The 16,879-nt window shown below is 51.0% G+C and carries 14 protein-coding genes; 4 read left to right on the top strand and 10 right to left on the bottom strand.

Features of this window, described 5'->3' with window-relative positions:
- The first annotated feature begins 58 nt into the window (after positions 1-58).
- Positions 59-2,083: a beta-galactosidase gene (locus tag ACOQPM_RS15945; protein ID WP_420630261.1), complete on the top strand. Its 2,025-nt coding sequence runs from the start codon at positions 59-61 to the stop codon at positions 2,081-2,083.
- 81 nt (positions 2,084-2,164) lie between these two features.
- Here the strand turns inward: ACOQPM_RS15945 and ACOQPM_RS15940 are convergent, their stop codons facing one another.
- From ACOQPM_RS15940 to ACOQPM_RS15920, 5 genes are all read right to left on the bottom strand, one after another.
- Positions 2,165-2,935 carry a hypothetical protein gene (locus tag ACOQPM_RS15940; protein WP_420630260.1) on the bottom strand — a complete coding sequence of 257 codons (771 nt, stop codon included), beginning with the start codon at positions 2,933-2,935 and terminating at the stop codon, positions 2,165-2,167.
- A gap of 94 nt (positions 2,936-3,029) precedes the next feature.
- On the bottom strand, positions 3,030-4,589 hold the full coding sequence (locus tag ACOQPM_RS15935; RefSeq protein WP_420630259.1) for a YhfC family glutamic-type intramembrane protease: 1,560 nt from the start codon (positions 4,587-4,589) through the stop codon (positions 3,030-3,032).
- A gap of 108 nt (positions 4,590-4,697) precedes the next feature.
- The gene (locus ACOQPM_RS15930) at positions 4,698-5,633 is read right to left on the bottom strand and encodes an ATP-binding cassette domain-containing protein (RefSeq protein WP_420630258.1); all 936 of its coding nucleotides are present in this window, start codon (positions 5,631-5,633) and stop codon (positions 4,698-4,700) included.
- 3 nt (positions 5,634-5,636) lie between these two features.
- The gene (locus tag ACOQPM_RS15925; RefSeq protein ID WP_420630257.1) at positions 5,637-5,834 is read right to left on the bottom strand and encodes a PLD nuclease N-terminal domain-containing protein; all 198 of its coding nucleotides are present in this window, start codon (positions 5,832-5,834) and stop codon (positions 5,637-5,639) included.
- A 32-nt stretch (positions 5,835-5,866) separates the two neighbouring features.
- Positions 5,867-6,409: a helix-turn-helix domain-containing protein gene (locus ACOQPM_RS15920; protein ID WP_420630256.1), complete on the bottom strand. Its 543-nt coding sequence runs from the start codon at positions 6,407-6,409 to the stop codon at positions 5,867-5,869.
- A gap of 198 nt (positions 6,410-6,607) precedes the next feature.
- Here ACOQPM_RS15920 and ACOQPM_RS15915 point away from each other — a divergent pair, with 198 nt between their 5' ends.
- Together ACOQPM_RS15915 and ACOQPM_RS15910 are read left to right on the top strand one after the other, a co-directional pair.
- A complete protein-coding gene (locus ACOQPM_RS15915; protein WP_420630255.1) occupies positions 6,608-8,299 on the top strand; it encodes a glycosyltransferase family 39 protein in 1,692 nt (563 codons plus the stop codon).
- Positions 8,300-8,383: 84 nt separating this feature from the next.
- The gene (locus ACOQPM_RS15910) at positions 8,384-9,382 is read left to right on the top strand and encodes a LacI family DNA-binding transcriptional regulator (RefSeq protein WP_420630254.1); all 999 of its coding nucleotides are present in this window, start codon (positions 8,384-8,386) and stop codon (positions 9,380-9,382) included.
- 89 nt (positions 9,383-9,471) lie between these two features.
- On the opposite strand, the gene galE is transcribed toward ACOQPM_RS15910, so the two are convergent.
- Together galE and galK are read right to left on the bottom strand one after the other, a co-directional pair.
- A complete protein-coding gene (gene galE, locus ACOQPM_RS15905; RefSeq protein WP_420630253.1) occupies positions 9,472-10,455 on the bottom strand; it encodes a UDP-glucose 4-epimerase GalE in 984 nt (327 codons plus the stop codon).
- Between the two features lie 131 nt (positions 10,456-10,586).
- Positions 10,587-11,762 (bottom strand): galactokinase, encoded by a 1,176-nt coding sequence (gene galK, locus ACOQPM_RS15900; protein ID WP_420630252.1) that lies wholly within the window; start codon positions 11,760-11,762, stop codon positions 10,587-10,589.
- 130 nt (positions 11,763-11,892) lie between these two features.
- Here galK and ACOQPM_RS15895 point away from each other — a divergent pair, with 130 nt between their 5' ends.
- On the top strand, positions 11,893-12,819 hold the full coding sequence (locus tag ACOQPM_RS15895) for a hypothetical protein (protein ID WP_420630251.1): 927 nt from the start codon (positions 11,893-11,895) through the stop codon (positions 12,817-12,819).
- A gap of 35 nt (positions 12,820-12,854) precedes the next feature.
- On the opposite strand, the gene ACOQPM_RS15890 is transcribed toward ACOQPM_RS15895, so the two are convergent.
- From ACOQPM_RS15890 to ACOQPM_RS15880, 3 genes are all read right to left on the bottom strand, one after another.
- A complete protein-coding gene (locus ACOQPM_RS15890) occupies positions 12,855-13,964 on the bottom strand; it encodes a UDP-glucose--hexose-1-phosphate uridylyltransferase (protein ID WP_420630250.1) in 1,110 nt (369 codons plus the stop codon).
- Positions 13,965-13,975: 11 nt separating this feature from the next.
- Positions 13,976-15,445, bottom strand: a complete 1,470-nt coding sequence (locus ACOQPM_RS15885; protein WP_420630249.1) for a hypothetical protein — start codon at positions 15,443-15,445, stop codon at positions 13,976-13,978.
- 93 nt (positions 15,446-15,538) lie between these two features.
- Positions 15,539-16,852: an alpha-glucosidase/alpha-galactosidase gene (locus ACOQPM_RS15880; protein WP_420630248.1), complete on the bottom strand. Its 1,314-nt coding sequence runs from the start codon at positions 16,850-16,852 to the stop codon at positions 15,539-15,541.
- Positions 16,853-16,879 lie beyond the last annotated feature (27 nt).

The following is a 16,879-nucleotide window of genomic DNA, read 5'->3' as shown; positions in this document are numbered from 1 at the left end:
GGCAGACCCCCGTGTCTGCCCCTATCCAAAATCGTTTGATCTTAATTCGAGAAAAATTATGAAATTTGGTGTTTGTTACTACCCTGAACATTGGCCAGAAGAACGGTGGGCAGAAGATGCCCGCCTGATGAACGAACTTGGCCTCAAAATCATTCGCATGGCGGAGTTTGCCTGGGCAAAGGTGGAACCAGAACCGGATGTGTATAATTGGGGATGGCTGGATCGCGCCATTGCGCTGTTTGCCAACGCGGGCATGGAGGTTGTACTAGGCACCCCCACCTGCACCCCACCTGCCTGGCTCACCCGGCAGCACCCAGAGATTTTGCGCGTGGACGCAAACGGCCGTTCCCGCAACCACGGAACCCGCCGCCACACCTGTCCCAACAGCCCCGTCTACCGCGAATACAGCCGCCAAATCGTCACCCAGATGGGGTTGCGCTATGGCCAGGATGCCCGCGTCGTTGGCTGGCAAATTGACAATGAGTTTGGCGGAGGAAAGTCCGCCCGCTGCTACTGCAACGACTGCGCCCGCGAATTTCGCATTTGGCTAGAGGGAAAATATGGCACGCTAGACGCGCTCAACGCCGCCTGGGGCACGATATTTTGGTCGCAAACGTACACCGACTGGTCACATATTAACCCACCAGGCGACGACATCAACTACAAAAACCCCAGCCACCTGCTCGATTTTTACCGCTTCTCGTCCGACACTTACGTCAGCTACCAGCAGGAACAAATAGACCTGCTGCACCAGCTTTCACCGGGACGGTTCATCACCCACAACTTTATGGGGCTGTACCTCGATTTGGATCAGTTTGACTTGGCCAAGCCGCTTGACTTCATCACCTGGGACAACTACCCAACTGGCAACCCAGACCGCTGGCGGCAGATTTTGTACCCGCCCGATGCTGATGTCAGCCGAAACGATCCGGTTTATGCTTACGATATGGGTGACCCGATTTTGCAAAGCATGGCTCATGCCCTGATGCGCGGTTTGAAGCAACGGCCGTTTTGGATTATGGAGCAGCAGTGTGGGCATATCAACTGGGGGTCGCTCAATCCCGGCGTCCGCCCCGGCACGCCCCGCCTGTGGATTTGGCACGCCGTCGCCGAAGGTGCTGACCACATCATCTACTTTCGCTGGCGCGCCACGCTGATGGCGCAGGAGCAATACCACTCTGGCCTATTGGGGCATGACGGCCGTCCCGACGTTGGTTTTCGCGATCAAAAGAAGCTGCTTACCGAGATGGAACAGCTCAGTCAGCTCACTGCCGCCCCATTGGACGCTTCCGTCGCCATCATTTTTAACTACGATGATTTGTGGACGCTGCAAACGGTGCCGCACCGCCAAGATTTCCATTATTTGCGGCACCTGTTTGCCTACTACTACGCCTGCCTGCGACTGGGCATCAACGTGGATTTGGTACCAAACACCGCCGATCCCAGCCGCTACAAGCTGGTCATTGCGCCAACGGCGCATCTGGCGGATGAAGCATTGGCGCAAAGATTGCACACCTACGCCAGTGGCGGCGGGACGCTGCTGCTCGGCGTGCGCTCCGGCTTCAAAACACCGTCTGGCCTCGTCACGGATCAACCGCTGCCCGGTGCGCTGCGCGAATTGGCTGGGGTGACAGTAACAAGCTGGCAGTCGCTGCCATTGAGCCAGTCGGTGCCGTTTAGCAGTGAGATTGAGAACTTTGCTGGAGAGGCAACTTACTGGATTGAGACATTGGCGTTGGAAACGGCCGTGCCGCTGGCAACTTACGAACTCGAAAGACCTGACAACTTTTTCGGAAACCTGTCAGGTCTGGGTAAACCGACTGCATTGGCGGAAAACACGGTTGGCAATGGTCGCGTCCTCACCCTCGGCTTTTACCCCACCCAGGCACAGGCGCGCACCCTGCTGCAACATTTGGCCAGCCAGCTAAACATCGAAACGATGCCCGATTTACCCGCTGGTGTCCTCGCCCTCCAGCGCGGCGATGCGCGCCTGCTGCTCAACTTCACCGACGCGCCCCAAACCGTCAACTTAGGCACACATAGCCACACCCTCCCGCCCCGTGACTTAATTGTTTACCACTGAGGCCACAGGGGCGACGCAGTTTGACTGATTATCCTTGCCATTTGTAGGAGACAGGGCGGCAAGGACATCAACCACAGCTCTTCAAGCAGACCCATCCATAGCATGAGAGAATCTTTTTGTGAGAAACTCGATTAGCAAACTTACAAAAACAAGAAAAATTGCACTCAATAAAAACACGACTATTGGATTATTCAAGACTTCATCGTTTACGCCAATCCAACGTGAAATTGTGTAGGGAACAAAGTAAACAATATCAACAATCCCTCGATATGAGATTGTTGAATAATCGTAATATTCGTAAGCATTAAATGATTCTGGAATCCCGGAAACAAGGTTAAAAGTACCGTATTGGAAAATTACGAGGGGAATGGAAAGCATCACCCACGAGGCAAGAATTTTTGCTCGGAATGAATTAAAAAAATAACCGAAATTTCGACCAAGTTTATTTGAAGAGAAGTTGTCCCAAAAAATAAACGTCAAAATTGAAACATACAATATCAACTCGATTAAAAATTTTCCTATTAGATTCAAAAAGTAAATATTTTTTAATGCAGATACCTGAAAATAAAGAAGGGGAAGCTGCTCGGTATTTAACCTCCTAATCCATGTCACTCCCCCTAAGCCTGTTGCAAAGCCATAACGCCAATTTGGGCTTACAAATATCTCACCTCTTGCCCTCATGTACGTTGAATAATCCACTTCAATAAACACTTGCCTCAAATTGATTATTTGAAGAATTATTATGAGAAGTAACAGGCACAAATGGACCCAATATCGTTTTTTGCTTCTTGGGGAAAATCTTGCTTTCTTTGACAGCGATTTTGTCAATAAATCTTTATTTGAATTAGCCATCTATGATGCCCCTGTCAACGCGACGATTCAATCATACACCAGCTCCATGCTTCGCAAAAATCTCGACGTGTTACTCTTGATCTAAGCCAAATCCTTAAATTTCCTGGTGCTCGAAGAGGGCAACGGCCGTTACCAAAAACACCAGTATCAGCACCCCGTTTGCCGCCAGGGCTGCGCCGCTAAACGGCACGTCTCCCGGCAGGCCAAGCTGCGATGCCCAGCCCACCAACGCGCCGGGGAAGAAGCTGGCTACCTGGGGAACGCTGCCCAAAATCAGCAGCAAAATGGCACCGAGCAAGGCCAGGCCAGCCGCCCCGCCCGTGCTTTTGCCCAACGTGCTGCCCAAGAGGGTGACGGCCGTATACACCAACGTCCACAGCCACAGCAAGAAGCCGCCAAACAAAAAGGGCCCAAACGCCAGCGGCTCAAACAAAACCAGCGTGTAGTAATAGGTTGCCAGCGTCCCCAGCAGCAAGGCCACAAAGTAAACCACGCCCTGCGCCGCAAATTTGCTCAGTAAAAAGGCCCAGCGGGGCAGCGGCTTGCTCAAAATGATCGCCGCCGTGCCGTTGCTTTTTTCGCCCGCCACCGCGCCCATTCCTAGCAAAATGACCAGCACAAAGCCAAACTGGGTCAAGTTGCGGATGTATTGGCTCACCGCGTCAGCCGAGGTCGGTTCGGGGATGAGTCCGGCAAACTGCTCGGCTCCCGGCGTGTTCCGCAACAGTTCTGGGGTGAATTTAGCAATCAGCGGCGAGGCGAGGCCAAACAGCACAAAAACCGCTACCATCACCAAAGCGCGACGGGTGCGCCATTGCAGGGTGAGTTCGTGAGTGACGGCCGTTCCCCAAAGCCGCAGCTCATCCATCCAACCCAAACCAGATTCAGTGCGAGTGGGGGCAGGCCAACTGCGCCAGAGCCAAATTGCGCCGGGCAGGGCAATGGCTAGCAAAATCAGCTCGATCCAGATAGCGTCTAAAAATTGCGCGGCGTAAACGGCCGTTGCGTCCAAAAATGCGTGTAGAGCCGCGCCTAGCAGCACCGGCCACACCTGCCGCGTTTTGAAAGCCCGCCACACCAGCACAGAAATGGTCACATGCAGCGTGATGGCGATCAGCCGCTCAATGACGCCCGCAAACACCACCCACGGCGTTTCTGTAATGGCCGCAAGCTGTTCAGAAACGGCCGTCATCTCCGCTGCCGTCATGCCCAGCGTGGTTAAATCCACATTGCGAATGGCCCACAGCGAACTGAGCGACCCAGCCAGGAACACCCCGCCAATGATCATCGCCTCGATGCCGCCATGCCCCAGACCCACCAGCACGCCGTCCTCAAACCGCTCCGCCAAGTTGCGGCGGAAGAGGAACCAGTAGCCCAGCACGCGAGCCAATGTTTCGCTAATCCCGGCAGAGAGTCCCAGGATTACGGCCGTTCGCAGCAAATTCGGTGCGTCCGGCGAAACCTCGCCAATCACCCCCAAATCGGTCAGCCAATTGTTGAGCGGGATATGGTACGTTTGCGAACCAACAAAGGTAAGCATCCCCAGGCAAAACAGCAGCCACGGCACGGCAAACCGCCGTCGCAGCCAAATGGCCAGCCCCAGCGGGATGGACAACATGAGTAAAACTGCGAGTGTAAATAAAAAGATTGTCATTTTTGTTATCCGTTATCGGTAATCTTTGCATCTAACAGGAAGTAGGGGCGGGTCCCCGTGCCCGCCCGCAATTAGGCAGACACGGGGGTCTGCCCCTACCGTCACCTGTTACTGTTCACTAATTGAGAGGAATATTTCTTCCAAAGACGGCCGTATCCATTCAAACTTGTTAAGCTGCACCTGGTTTTCAGCCATAAGGGGCAGGATAGCTTGCTGCGCTACCGCCACGTCGTGAACGTGCAGGTGGAGACGGCCGTTTTCCTGATCAATTTGCTGCACCCACGGTTGATTTTGCAGGATGGACAGCAAGTGCGGAACGGCCGTTGGTGAACCCGCTGCCACCTCCAGCAGCACACTGTCCGTGGCGTACTTATTCATCAGCTCGTCCCGACCAGCCACCAGCACCAGCTCCCCTTCATGAATGATGCCAATCGTGTCGCACACCCGCTCCACGTCCGCCAAAATATGGCTGGAGAGGAAGATGGTCACCTGGCCGCGCAGCGTTTGCAGCAAGGCCAGCAGCTCATGCCGCCCGGCTGGATCCAGCGCACTGGTTGGCTCATCCAAAAAGAGGACGGGCGGTTCGTGCAGCAACGCCTGGGCAATACCCAACCGCTGCACCATACCACCGGAGAAACCACGAATCGGCCGTTTGGCCGCATCCGTCAGCTTTACCAGCGTCAGCATCTCCTCGATGCGGCGTTGGCGGGTGGCCTTATCCATTTGGAACAGCTTGCCTACGTAATCCAGATATTCTCGCGGCGTCATCCAGCTATAAAACGCCGGGTCTTGCGGCAAATAGCCGAAGCGGCTGCGGGCTGCGCTGTTGGCGGTAGTTGTTTCTACGCTATCTACCCAGGCGCGGCCACTGGTTGGCACAGCCAGCCCGGTCAATAGCCGGATGGTGGTGGTTTTACCCGCCCCGTTACGCCCCAAAAAGCCAAAAATCGAGCCTTTGTCAACGGTCAGGTTAAGCGGCTTAAGAGCGTGAACCTCGCCGTACTGCTTGCTCAGACTCTCACAGCGAATTGCAACGTTATCCATCGCTTAAGCCTCGTCCCGCCCCACCAACAAGTAGATGATCGGTCCGATCATGTTGACAAGCAAAATCACCAGCACCCAGACCCATTTAGGGCCGCGCGTGTTGTCTCGGCGCATTAGATCAATCAGGGCAAATGCGATCAGCACCAGTTGAATGATGAAAATTGGGATGAGCAAAGGTAGGTTGTTGGTTATAAATTCCATTTTTGTTTACTCCATTTTGTAATATCTACATTTTATTCTTCGTTTTGATTCCCGTTCGGCAATGGTTGGGAAACGATGGCCAGTTTGCGACGGGTACGGCCGTTGCCCGGTTCATTGCCCAGCAGCCTAAGCAAGGCCGTATTGATGGCGTGCTGAAAGCTGTCCAGTTCCGTATTGGTGGCGTAAAACGTCACCTCGGTGTAGCCCGTGCGATCCGCCACCATATCAATGGGTTCATTCTCGGTGACATAGCGCGAATAATCTTGCACTAGCGTTAACGCATACGTTGTAAAAAAGCGGATATGGTCATCAGTGCTTAAAGATGCCATATCCTCTGGCCCCAGATGAGTCGGTTGATCCAGACGGTAGGTTTTTTCCTGAATGCCATTCACCAGCCTCGTATCAGCTACCACGATCAGCGCGTGATCCAGTAGTAGCTTGAGGTGGCGGTAAATGGAGGATTTGGGCGTACCGGGTAAGCGGTCAGCAATCTCCTGGGTGGTTAGCGTTTCTGTGCCAAGTGCTTGCAATATCTGAAAACGAACGGGGTGAATAACAAGCTCTATTTTTCGCAAAACAACTCCGTTATTAAAATTGATAATGTTACTGAATATGATAATATAGATTTTGCGGATTGTCAAGATCGCAAGCAGCATATCTTCTAACTACTCTCTTTGTTTGGAACAAAATCGTTACAGTATAATTGGGTGATTCCTGACACTACCCAGACAGAAATTTAACAAGCCTTTGGGATTTCGTAGGGCTTAGGGCATATGTTTGCAGTTAACCAAACGGGTGTAAAAAGCAATCTTTTCACTTCACGAAGGAGCAACTTAGCCGACCCCTGGCGGGTCATCTTCTTGCTTATTCTTCTTACATCTTTTTTGTTAATTGCCAACTATTTTGAATATTTCCCGAATGGCTGGGATCAGACGGAGTACGCCCGAGGGTTAAAGCAAAACTATTTGCCTCACTCCCCTTATATTCTTTACTTTTTGCTGGGTAAACTCTTCTATTGGCTAATCGGTGATGCGGCCGTTGCCCTTTCTACCCTCTCTTTTGCCAGCGGTCTTATTGCGCTCACCCTTTTGTTTGTCATTATTAAACACTTTTATCAGAGGCAACCAACCATCATAAGAACCGTGGCGGCCAGCATTGCGACATTACTTCTCGGAATAAACTATTTATTTGTCCGGCAAGCGGGGACGCAAGAGATTTACATTGTACAGCTTTGTTTTTTGCTCTTGACCGCTTCGTTGCTCCTGAAACCAAAACGAGATAGAACTATCTTGGCGGGGTTAGCTTATGGCGGAGCTATTGCCGTCCATAATTCATCCATTTTCCTCCTGCCTGCTCTCCTATTTATACTGCTTTCCCAGCCTAATCAGGATACCGTTGTGCGGCGCAAAGGTGGGCTAAAATTTACGGTCGTTACCCTCGGAGCTGTTATTTTATTTTCTGCCCTGATCTATTTATTAATCCCCAAAAACTACCACAATCATCATTTATTTTACTTTGATTATCTGCGGGGTATTGCCCCAACGGTAAAATTGTCACGACTCCTAGACCCATTTTTTTTACAGCAATCAGCACAACAGTTATTTGTCCGTCTAACGGCTCAGGACATTCCACACGGCCGTATGCCGCTAGCCACTTTTCCTACGGGTTTACCCTGGACGCATGTACTAATGGCATTGGCTGGCATGGCACTCACCTGGCGACTAAATTGGCGAACGGCCGTTTTCTGGCTGCTTTGGATGGTTCCATATTTGAGTTATGAACTCCTGTTGGGTAATACGCCTGATTTTGGCGTTTATGTCGTTTTCTTCCTGCCTGGGATGCTGGCGGCCGTCGGCATATTGATAGCCTGGGCAATTACCAAAACCTGGCGGGCATCCCGCCAAAATACACTCATTACCGCCATCATTTCCCTGATGCTCATCTTCTACTTCTGGCTACCATCGCTGCAACAATTTGGCCAGCATTGGGATGATGTGGCACAGGATGCCATCGCCCAATATTCACCTTCTCGGTTGGCTGCGTTGGCGCTAGTAAACCATCTACCCGATAATGCTGTCGTCATTCAATCCAGTGAAGAATGGAATGTCAACGCCCTGCCATTTTATATGCCATATCGTCCCGTGGTTCGAGATGGCGGCTACTTGCTACTTTACAATGGCCAAGGGCCATTTACGCCGATGACATATGCCTACTACCAAATTCTGACGACTGAAAAGCTAAAGGAACTATTGGCTATGGACATTCCAGTTTATGCTTTCGAGCCGGATCCATTACAAAACTTCTCTAACGAGATGATTGAGCAGGATGCCTTTCACTGGCAGGCAGCACTTTGGCTAAACTTACAAAGCGTACATAAGCAGGTGAACCTTCCGGAAGCATTAAAACAGGAATTGCCCGATGGTGAATTCCAAATTTATCGGGCCAGCCTAGCAACAACACCGTGAGATTCTACAGCCGCTATACCCTCTTTGAATAGATTAGAATAAGCTGTTACACTATTTGTGAACGCTCACGGCGGAGGTTTTCAAGTGAAAAGAGCCACAATTGAAGATGTTGCTGCCCTGGCAGGTGTGTCTCGTCAAACCGTTTCACGGGCTATCAACAACAAAGGCGAAATCAGCAAAACAACCAAAGAAAAGGTGATGGCTGCCGTTGCCGAGTTGGGCTACCGGCCCAACCGATTGGCGCAAGGGATGGTGACGCAGCGCACGCGCACCGTGGGATTGGTAGTGCCAGACATTACTAATCTGTTCTTTCCAGAAGTTGCCAGGGGCGTTCAGGATGAAGGGCGATTACACGATTATAACGTGCTGCTATGCAACACAGACGACAAGCCAGAAGAAGAGATCAAAACGATGTACTCATTAGCAGCCCAGCGCGTTGATGGCATTATTACAATGGGTAGCAAGGCTACCACTAAAGAACTAACTGTCTTTGCAAACACGTTCCGGCCAATTGTGTTTATTAACCGCTTTTTTGAGCATCCCCATGTGTCTGTCATCAATGTTGACAACTTTCAAGGCGCACATTTGGCTGTTAGCTACCTAATTAAGCTGGGACACAGGCAAATTGGCATGTTGGTGAATGAAGATTTCACGCGCAGCCAAGTGCGGCGTGTTCAAGGCTACCAGAAAGCATTGCAGGATCATGGGCTGTCTGTGGTTGATGCTTATCTAGTGGATGGCGCACCTACTTTGCAAGGTGGCTATGCCGCTTTAAGCCAATTATTGAGCCAATTTCCCCAAATAACGGCCGTATTCACCTACAACGATCTTATGGCTTTAGGGGCTATCAGAGCGGTGCATGATTTGGGCAAGCAAGTACCTGCCGATATTGCCGTCATGGGTTTTGATGATATTGGCATGGCGGCCATGTTTACACCTTCCCTCAGCACGGTACGCGTTGACAAATACGCGATTGGCCAACTTGCCATGCGCCGCTTGCTGCAAATGCTCGACAACCCAGATACCTCTTCTCACACCATCAACATAGATGTAGATTTGGTGATCCGCGAATCAACTGGCTAATCTTTCAAAATTCTGGAATGCAAAAGTGGAGAGTTTTTGAATAGGACTTACGCAATTGCGTAAGTCCCATTCTTGCTTTTTATCAAGTACTATTTCTCGTAGCCGCGCGGATTGGCAACATGCCACTGCCAGGCCATTTCGATAATTTGGCGTAGGTCAGGGTAGATGGGCTTCCAATCAAGTTCATGGTTAATTGTTTCGCTGCTGGCGATGAGGATATCTGGGTCGCCAGGGCGGCGGGGGCCGATTTCGGCGGGGATTGCGTGGCCGGTGACGGCGCGCGCTGTATCAATGACTTGCTTGACGCTGAAACCACGGCCGTTTCCCAAATTGTACTTGCGGCTGTGTCCCCCATTCAAGATTTCACGCATGGCCAAAATGTGGGCCTCAGCCAGGTCAACCACATGAATGTAGTCGCGGACGCAGGTACCGTCTGGCGTGTCGTAATCATCGCCAAAAATAACGATTTTGTCGCGCTGACCGAGCGCAACTTCTAGCACCAGGGGAATTAGATGGGTCTCCGGATCGTGGTCTTCGCCGCGCGTTTCGGTAGCGCCGCAGGCGTTGAAGTAACGCAAACAACAGTAGCGCATATCGTACAGGTGATCCATCCAATGCAGATACCGCTCTAAAATGAATTTAGATTCGCCGTATGGACTGCCGGGGACAATGCGCTCTTCTTCGTCAATGGGCATGCGTTCTGGATCATCAAACAGATTGGCAGTGGAAGAGAGGATGAACCCTTTGACACCATGAGCAACGGCCGTTTCAATCAGATTTAGCCCGTTGACGATGTTATCACGCAGGTAGAGGAATGGTTTCTCAACAGACTCGCCCACGAGTGTGTAAGAAGCAAAGTGCATGATGCCGTCTGGTTTGTGGGTGGAAATAGCTGCCTCAACCGCCGCCTTGTCTGCCAAATCACCTTGAATGAACACGGCATCGGGATGAACCGCATCCCGGTGACCCTGGTACAAATTGTCAAAAACCACTACTTCTGCGCCCGATTTGATGAGACGCTCCACGGTAATGCTGCCGATGTAGCCTGCCCCACCGGTTACTAGAATTTTCATGTAGGTAATCTCCTTGTTTCATCAGTATTCAGTTTTCAGTAAACAGTGGCCAGTAGTGAAAGCCTCTACTGATTACTAGCCTACTGATCACTGACTACTGGTTTTACACGCTGAATCTTGCAGAACCGCTATCAATTTGGCTGGGAAACAACAGAAGCTCCGGGGCTGGGTTGGCAGACGTAAATTTTGGGGCTGAGGTTGGTTTGCTGCTGGTATTTTTGGGAAACGGCCGTTACAAAATCAGCAACCATCTCTTCATGAACCAACGCCACGGCACACCCGGCAAAGCCGCCACCGGTCATGCGCGCACCGAAACAGCAAGGCTGGGCTTGGGCAGCCTCGGCCATAACGTTCAACTCATCGTTGGTAATTTCAAAATCATCTCGCATACTGATATGGCTCTCATTCATCAATTGGCCCAGCAGCGGTGCATCTGCATTTTGCATCGCTTTGGCGGCGTTGAGCGTGCGTAAATTCTCGGTGATCACATGCTTGGCGCGGCGGCGCGTCAGCGGCTCCAGATTGTCTGCTTCGGCCAAAAATTTGCTAATGGAGACATCCCGCAAGGTGGGGACACCAAAGTAGGCAGCGGCGGCTTCGCACTGCTGGCGCCGTTCATTGTAGGCAGAATCTACCAAGCCTCGCCGGGTGGTGGTGTCTAGAATGACAACGGCCGTTCCTGACCCGTCCGGCGCTGGGGGTAGCGGCACTAATTGGGTTTCCAGACTGCGGCAATCAATGAGCAGCGCATGGCCTGCTTCTCCGGCAGCAGAAATCATCTGATCCATAATGCCACAGTTCATGCCAACCCATTTGTTTTCGGCAAGCTGGCTTAATTTGGCCATTTGTACGGCATCCCAAGAAAAGCCAGATAGTTGCTGAAACGCGCGCGCCGTCGCCAGCTCTAGCGCGGCTGAGGAAGAGAGACCAGCCCCTTTGGGAACATTGCCCGCCAGCACACCTTCCCAGCCGCGCAGGGCATAACCGTTTTCTTGCAAGGCCCAGGCGACGCCCTTGGGGTATTCCGCCCAGCCAGATTGTGTTTGTTGCAGATTGTTGAGGTGGAAAACGGCCGTTTCGCCAAAATCGAGCGAATGCACTGCCACCTGATCATCCTCGCGCGGCTGTAAAGCTAGCCAAATGCCCCGGTCTATGGCCATTGGCAATACAAAGCCATCGTTGTAATCTGTATGCTCCCCAATGAGATTGACCCGGCCTGGGGCTTGCACCAGCAACGGCGGCGCAGTGCCGAATTTATTCTGGAACTCTACAGAAACTTGTTCTTGTAAACTTGATTTTTTCTTCATAAGGTATTTGGGGCTTTGGAGCCAGATAAACTTCATAAGTCATGATTTAAGAATAGATATTTAAGTTATAAGATAGTCCGCAAATTTACTCGTCTTATTGTGCCAATCCAAGGTAGTTTGGGAGAATCTTATGAACATTACTCGCAGCTTGAAATCCCTTTTTTCCAGGTTCGGGAAGTGGTATGCACACTTGTTTTCCAAAAGCAATTTAGCTGGGAAGATTGGGCTTGGTTGTTCAACAATACTGATTTTGTTTTGTTCATGTGGTTTGGGGATAACACTTGTCAGTAATTCTCAGGCTTCGGAGGGGACCGGCGATGACTTACCTGCAATTTCTTCTAGATTAGATTCTGAAAATCCAGCTGGAATCTCAGAAAGCGACTCGCCCACATCAAGTGCTGTAGCTGATGAAGAAGAATTGCCAAGCCAAACGCCGACATCGGCTGCATCACCTACCGAAGAGCCAACAGCATCCTCTACTGCAACATTGACAGTAACACTCGAACCCACAGCCACTAACGATCCAACAGAAACTCCTACCAACACTGCTATGCCAACAAACACACAAATTCCACCTACATCCACGGCCATTGTTGTGCCAACGGCCGTACCTACCCAGGCACCCACAGAAATACCGACAACAGTGCCTACTTTAGTACCTACAGTTGCACCAGTTACTCCCACCGAAGCTCCTACAATTCCGCCAACAGAAGTTCCAGCGGGTCCATCGCTTCCACCACCCTCATTCAATAATTGCCAAGCAGATCCAAACGCATCAATTGCACCAAATTTTCCAGTTAGAATCACTAATATCAATGATTCTGATGAAACGGTCACGCTAATGAATGTTAGTAACGAAGCAATTGATCTAAATGGATGGCAAATGTGTAGCATTAAGGGTAATCAACTCCATCAAGGAATTGGCGGTGTTCTCGGCCCAGGTGCTCAACAAACTTACCCATATACTGGTTCTGGAAATATATGGAGCAATAGCGACAAAGATGACGGGGCACTCTATAACAGTAATGGACAACTTGTAAGTTATTGGAATGATTAGATCAACAACGGAGTGAAATTGACCAGTAGTATTCATTATCCGATCGTCTTGTAGTGAATATCCGGCAGGTCGCGGAGGCGGTCTGCGGCTTGTTCGGCCGTCAGATCTCGCTGGGCTTCGCTGAGCAATTCGTAGCCAACAAGGAATTTTTTCACGGTAGCTGAACGCAGCAGCGGCGGATAAAAGTGGGCGTGTAGTTGCCAATGTTCATTCGCGTCAAACCCCGGAGGTTTTGCTTGGGAGTCTTCAGACTCGTCGCCTATTGAAACCTCTGGGGTTTTGGTGGGGGTGAACGGTGCGCCATGCCAACCCATCGAGTAAGGGAATGAAGTTTCAAAAAGGTTATCGTATTTGGTGAGCATTTTTTTGAGAATGTCAGCCAGCGAATCCCGCTCGTCGTTGGTGAGATCAGGGAAGCGGAGGATATGGCGGCGGGGTAGCAACAGCAGCTCAAAGGGCCACACCGCCCAATAGGGCACGACGGCCAGCCAATGCTCGTTTTGCACCACGACACGTTTTTGCTGCGCCAGTTCTAAGTTTACATAATCCACCAGAAGCGGACGGCCGTTCTCTGCAAAATACCGCTTCTGGGCCTTTTCTTCAGCCGCTGGCTCATTGGGCAGTGCGTCTAATGCCCAAATTTGGCCATGCGGGTGCGGGTTAGAGCAGCCCATGACGGCTCCCTTGTTTTCAAAGACCTGCACCCAGCGATAGGTTTGGCCGAGTTCAACAAATTGCGCCGCCCAAGTGTCTATAACACCACGAATTTCTGGCAAGCTCATTTCTGGCAGCGTCAGGTCGTGCCGGGGTGAGAAGCAAACCACCCTGCACTCACCCTGCACTGCCTGCGTTTGCAGCAGTGGGTGGGCAGGTTCGCCCGCAGGCGGAACGTCCGTTAGCAAGGCGGCAAAGTCGTTGGGGAAGACGAATGTCTCTGTGTAATTTGTATTGGTGTGGCCGCTCGCACGGCCGTTCCCGGGGCACAGGTAGCAGTTTGGGTCGTAAGCAGGGCGGTTGTCTGGTGGCGCTTTTTCTACTTGGCCTTGCCACGGCCGTTTCATGCGATGCGGCGACACCTGAACCCATTCATCAATCAGCGGGTTAAAACGTCGGTGGGGATGTTCTGTCGGATCAAATTGACTCATCTTTCCTCAGCCTAAGAATGTTTACCAGCCAGTATGCGTGCAAGATTGCGTAATCTGGACATGCGCGCATTGCTACTGGTTAAATCGTGGTGCAATTGCTTTAAGCGAGCGGCTAACGTCTCATTTTTAAAAGAAAAAGCCATGTTGCTCACTTGGTTTAGCCGTGCTTTTTCACCTTCTGGCGTGTACTCATCTGGCCGCAGCGGTCGTGCGGCTCCCCAATCCACATGCACAATCGCGCCGTCTGGCTGGCGCACAATAAAGTTGGGCGCGTGCCAATCGCCATTTTCAATGCCAAGCTGCTCGCATACCTGCTGGTGTAGCACAATTTCTTCGTAAAGCGCGGCCGTTAGACGACTGTGATCAGCCAACACGGTATCTTGCACCGTGCTGCCACGCACAAATGCTTCAATGGTAAGCCCCGTGAGTGCCGAGAATTGCATATTGTAATTAAACGCCTTGCTGATGCGCGGCACCAGGTTTTCTTCCAGAATGAGGCGCAAGCGGCCACGCGCAGTTACCAGGGCACCATCTTCAGTAATGTAGGGCCAATTTTCTGGGCGACCCAGGGCTATTTTAGCCCCCAATTCAATTTCATGAAATGGTTCTGGGGCAGGTTGTTTAACCACGATGCCCAATTCTGGCGCAATCAGGACGGTGCTGCGGCGGTGTCGCCCAACAATGTATTCCCCCTTGAGCATCAGCTGCAGGCCAGTGCTTTGCCGATGCTTTTGCTGCCAGGCTGCGATGGCGTCAGTAGTTTGGTGATTGCGGTTGGCAACGGCCGTACGTCGTTGCAGTTCCAGTTTTACCATTTGCCCAATAAGCTCATCAATGAGAATCGTGCTGGGAACCGGCGGTAGATTGACAGTACCCAAGAAGCGCCCTTCAACGAGCTCGGCGTACAGGTGATCAACATAGGCCATGCGTTTTTGTATTGTTGGTGGTTCCCCAATCATTTGCTGGCGGGTTGCGTGAAGCTGGCAAAAGGTTTGGGCAACAGCCGTTTCTGTCAAACCAATTTCTGCAAAGAGGCGGCTGGCAACCTGCTGCGGATCTGCACCAAAGTAGCGAATTGTCTGGCCGTGCCTCTGTAAGATTTCTGCCTTGCGAAGCAGCGGGTCATTGCCGTTGCGTGATGGTTCATTGCCAATTACCGCAAAGTAGTTGGCAACCCAGCCGCCTAAGGCTCTGGTGAGGAAATTTGGTTCTGCTAAAAACTCAACTGGTACTAGCCGGTCTGTGGTGGTTTGCACCAGATGCCCATGCGGATTATCTATCATGAGCAGGTCAGTAATCGTCGGAACGGCCGTTTCTGATAAATGTTGCACCCATTTCGCCTCAGCAGCGGCAGACGGCCGTTGCCCTACAATGTACAGTGGCTGCCCACGCACCTCTGGCTGGGGCGGCACTAAGAAGTTAACAATCTCTGGTCTGCTTAAAGGGATACCAACAATGGCAAACTCTAAAATGGGATTCATGGCAAATTACCGTTGGACTTTTATAATTTGGTCTGGTCAAAAAGCGTGTACCCAATCACTTAAGTTTACGCGAAAATTCGTAAAAATCACTCGCTACTGATAAGTTGGCAACCAGCAACCATGTGCTTCAATTAGCTCATCCACCATTGAATGAATTTGCACAAGGTCTAGCTCTGCGGCCGTGTGCGGGTCTAGCATGGCTGCATGGTAAATATGCTCACGCTTTTGCGTGAGGGCGGCTTCCACCGTTAAGCGATGTACATTGATATTTGTTTGCATCAAAGCGGCGAGTTGAGGGGGAAGCTCGCCAATGTGCGTTGGCTGAATGCCGTTTTTATCCACTAGGCAGGGCAATTCAACCGGCACCTCTGATGGCAAATTTGTTATTAGGTTTGCGTTTGGTACATTGCCGTAAATGGTTCGCGGTTGGCCAGTTTCCATGCTGTGAATAATCAAAGAACCATACTCAGCACTTCGCTGCATGTCCAATGTTGTCTCTTCAGTGAGCAATTTTTCCCGTAGCGCATCCCACTCGCTAATTTGACGTTCGCAACGGTTAATATATTCGTCCAGCGGAATATTGAACTTTGTCAACAGGTCGGGGCGGCCCCGCTTAATAAACCAGGGAACGTATTCGGCAAAATGTTCGCTTGACTCTGTAACAAAATAACCTAGCCGTTGGAAAACTTCATACCGAACGGCATCTACCATGCCACGTCGCCGAATGGGCGCATCTTCGTTTTTGGCAAAGGCCCGAAGCTGCGGGTACAAATCTTTCCCCTGATGTTCCAATTTGAGGAAAAAAGCAACATGGTTAATTCCTGCTACTAGGTAGTTCATCTCTTCATACGGTATTTTCAGATCCGTCGCTAAATATTGGGCCGTATGGGGTACGCTGTGGCACAGTCCCACCGTTTTGATGGAGGTGGCTATATTGATTGCCCAGCAGTTCATGACCATGGGGTTAACATATTGCAGCAGCAGGGCATCTGGGCACAGTTCCTCCATATCGCGGCAAATGTCTAGCAAAACAGGGATGGTACGCAAGCCACGCATAATGCCACCAATGCCTAAGGTGTCGGCTATGGTTTGGTATAGGCCATATTTCTTTGGAATTTCAAAATCGATCACGGTGCCGGGTTTATAACCAGCCACCTGAATCATCGTAATGACGTAGTTAGCTCCATCCAGAGCTTCGCGCCGATTGGTGCTGCTGTGTATGGTTGCGGCGGCATTGCACGCTTGGACAACCTTGTGAGCAACCAATGTTGAGGTTTCCAACCGCTTTTCGTCTATGTCGTGCAAGAATATAGTTGCGTCTGTCAGTTCAGGAAATGTGAGAATATCTACAAGTAGGCGTTTGGCAAAAATTGTGCTGCCAGCTCCAATAAATGTAATTTTGGGCATGGTGAAATCTCTCCCTTGTTTTGAAGG

This window comes from Candidatus Leptofilum sp., from assembly GCF_965223525.1.
Taxonomy (GTDB): Bacteria; Chloroflexota; Anaerolineae; order Promineifilales; family Promineifilaceae; genus Leptofilum.
The sequence above is the reverse complement of the archived record's forward strand: the minus strand, read 5'-3'. Positions and strand labels throughout refer to the sequence as shown.

Excerpts from the sequence above, each read along its gene's own strand:
- ACOQPM_RS15945 (WP_420630261.1), top strand. The coding sequence starts at position 59 with ATGAAATTTGGTGTTTGTTACTACCCTGAACATTGGCCAGAAGAACGG.
- ACOQPM_RS15940 (WP_420630260.1), bottom strand. The coding sequence starts at position 2,935 with ATGGCTAATTCAAATAAAGATTTATTGACAAAATCGCTGTCAAAGAAA.
- ACOQPM_RS15935 (WP_420630259.1), bottom strand. The coding sequence starts at position 4,589 with ATGACAATCTTTTTATTTACACTCGCAGTTTTACTCATGTTGTCCATC.
- ACOQPM_RS15930 (WP_420630258.1), bottom strand. The coding sequence starts at position 5,633 with ATGGATAACGTTGCAATTCGCTGTGAGAGTCTGAGCAAGCAGTACGGC.
- ACOQPM_RS15925 (WP_420630257.1), bottom strand. The coding sequence starts at position 5,834 with ATGGAATTTATAACCAACAACCTACCTTTGCTCATCCCAATTTTCATC.
- ACOQPM_RS15915 (WP_420630255.1), top strand. The coding sequence starts at position 6,608 with ATGTTTGCAGTTAACCAAACGGGTGTAAAAAGCAATCTTTTCACTTCA.
- galE (WP_420630253.1), bottom strand. The coding sequence starts at position 10,455 with ATGAAAATTCTAGTAACCGGTGGGGCAGGCTACATCGGCAGCATTACC.
- galK (WP_420630252.1), bottom strand. The coding sequence starts at position 11,762 with ATGAAGAAAAAATCAAGTTTACAAGAACAAGTTTCTGTAGAGTTCCAG.
- ACOQPM_RS15895 (WP_420630251.1), top strand. The coding sequence starts at position 11,893 with ATGAACATTACTCGCAGCTTGAAATCCCTTTTTTCCAGGTTCGGGAAG.
- ACOQPM_RS15890 (WP_420630250.1), bottom strand. The coding sequence starts at position 13,964 with ATGAGTCAATTTGATCCGACAGAACATCCCCACCGACGTTTTAACCCG.
- ACOQPM_RS15885 (WP_420630249.1), bottom strand. The coding sequence starts at position 15,445 with ATGAATCCCATTTTAGAGTTTGCCATTGTTGGTATCCCTTTAAGCAGA.
- ACOQPM_RS15880 (WP_420630248.1), bottom strand. The coding sequence starts at position 16,852 with ATGCCCAAAATTACATTTATTGGAGCTGGCAGCACAATTTTTGCCAAA.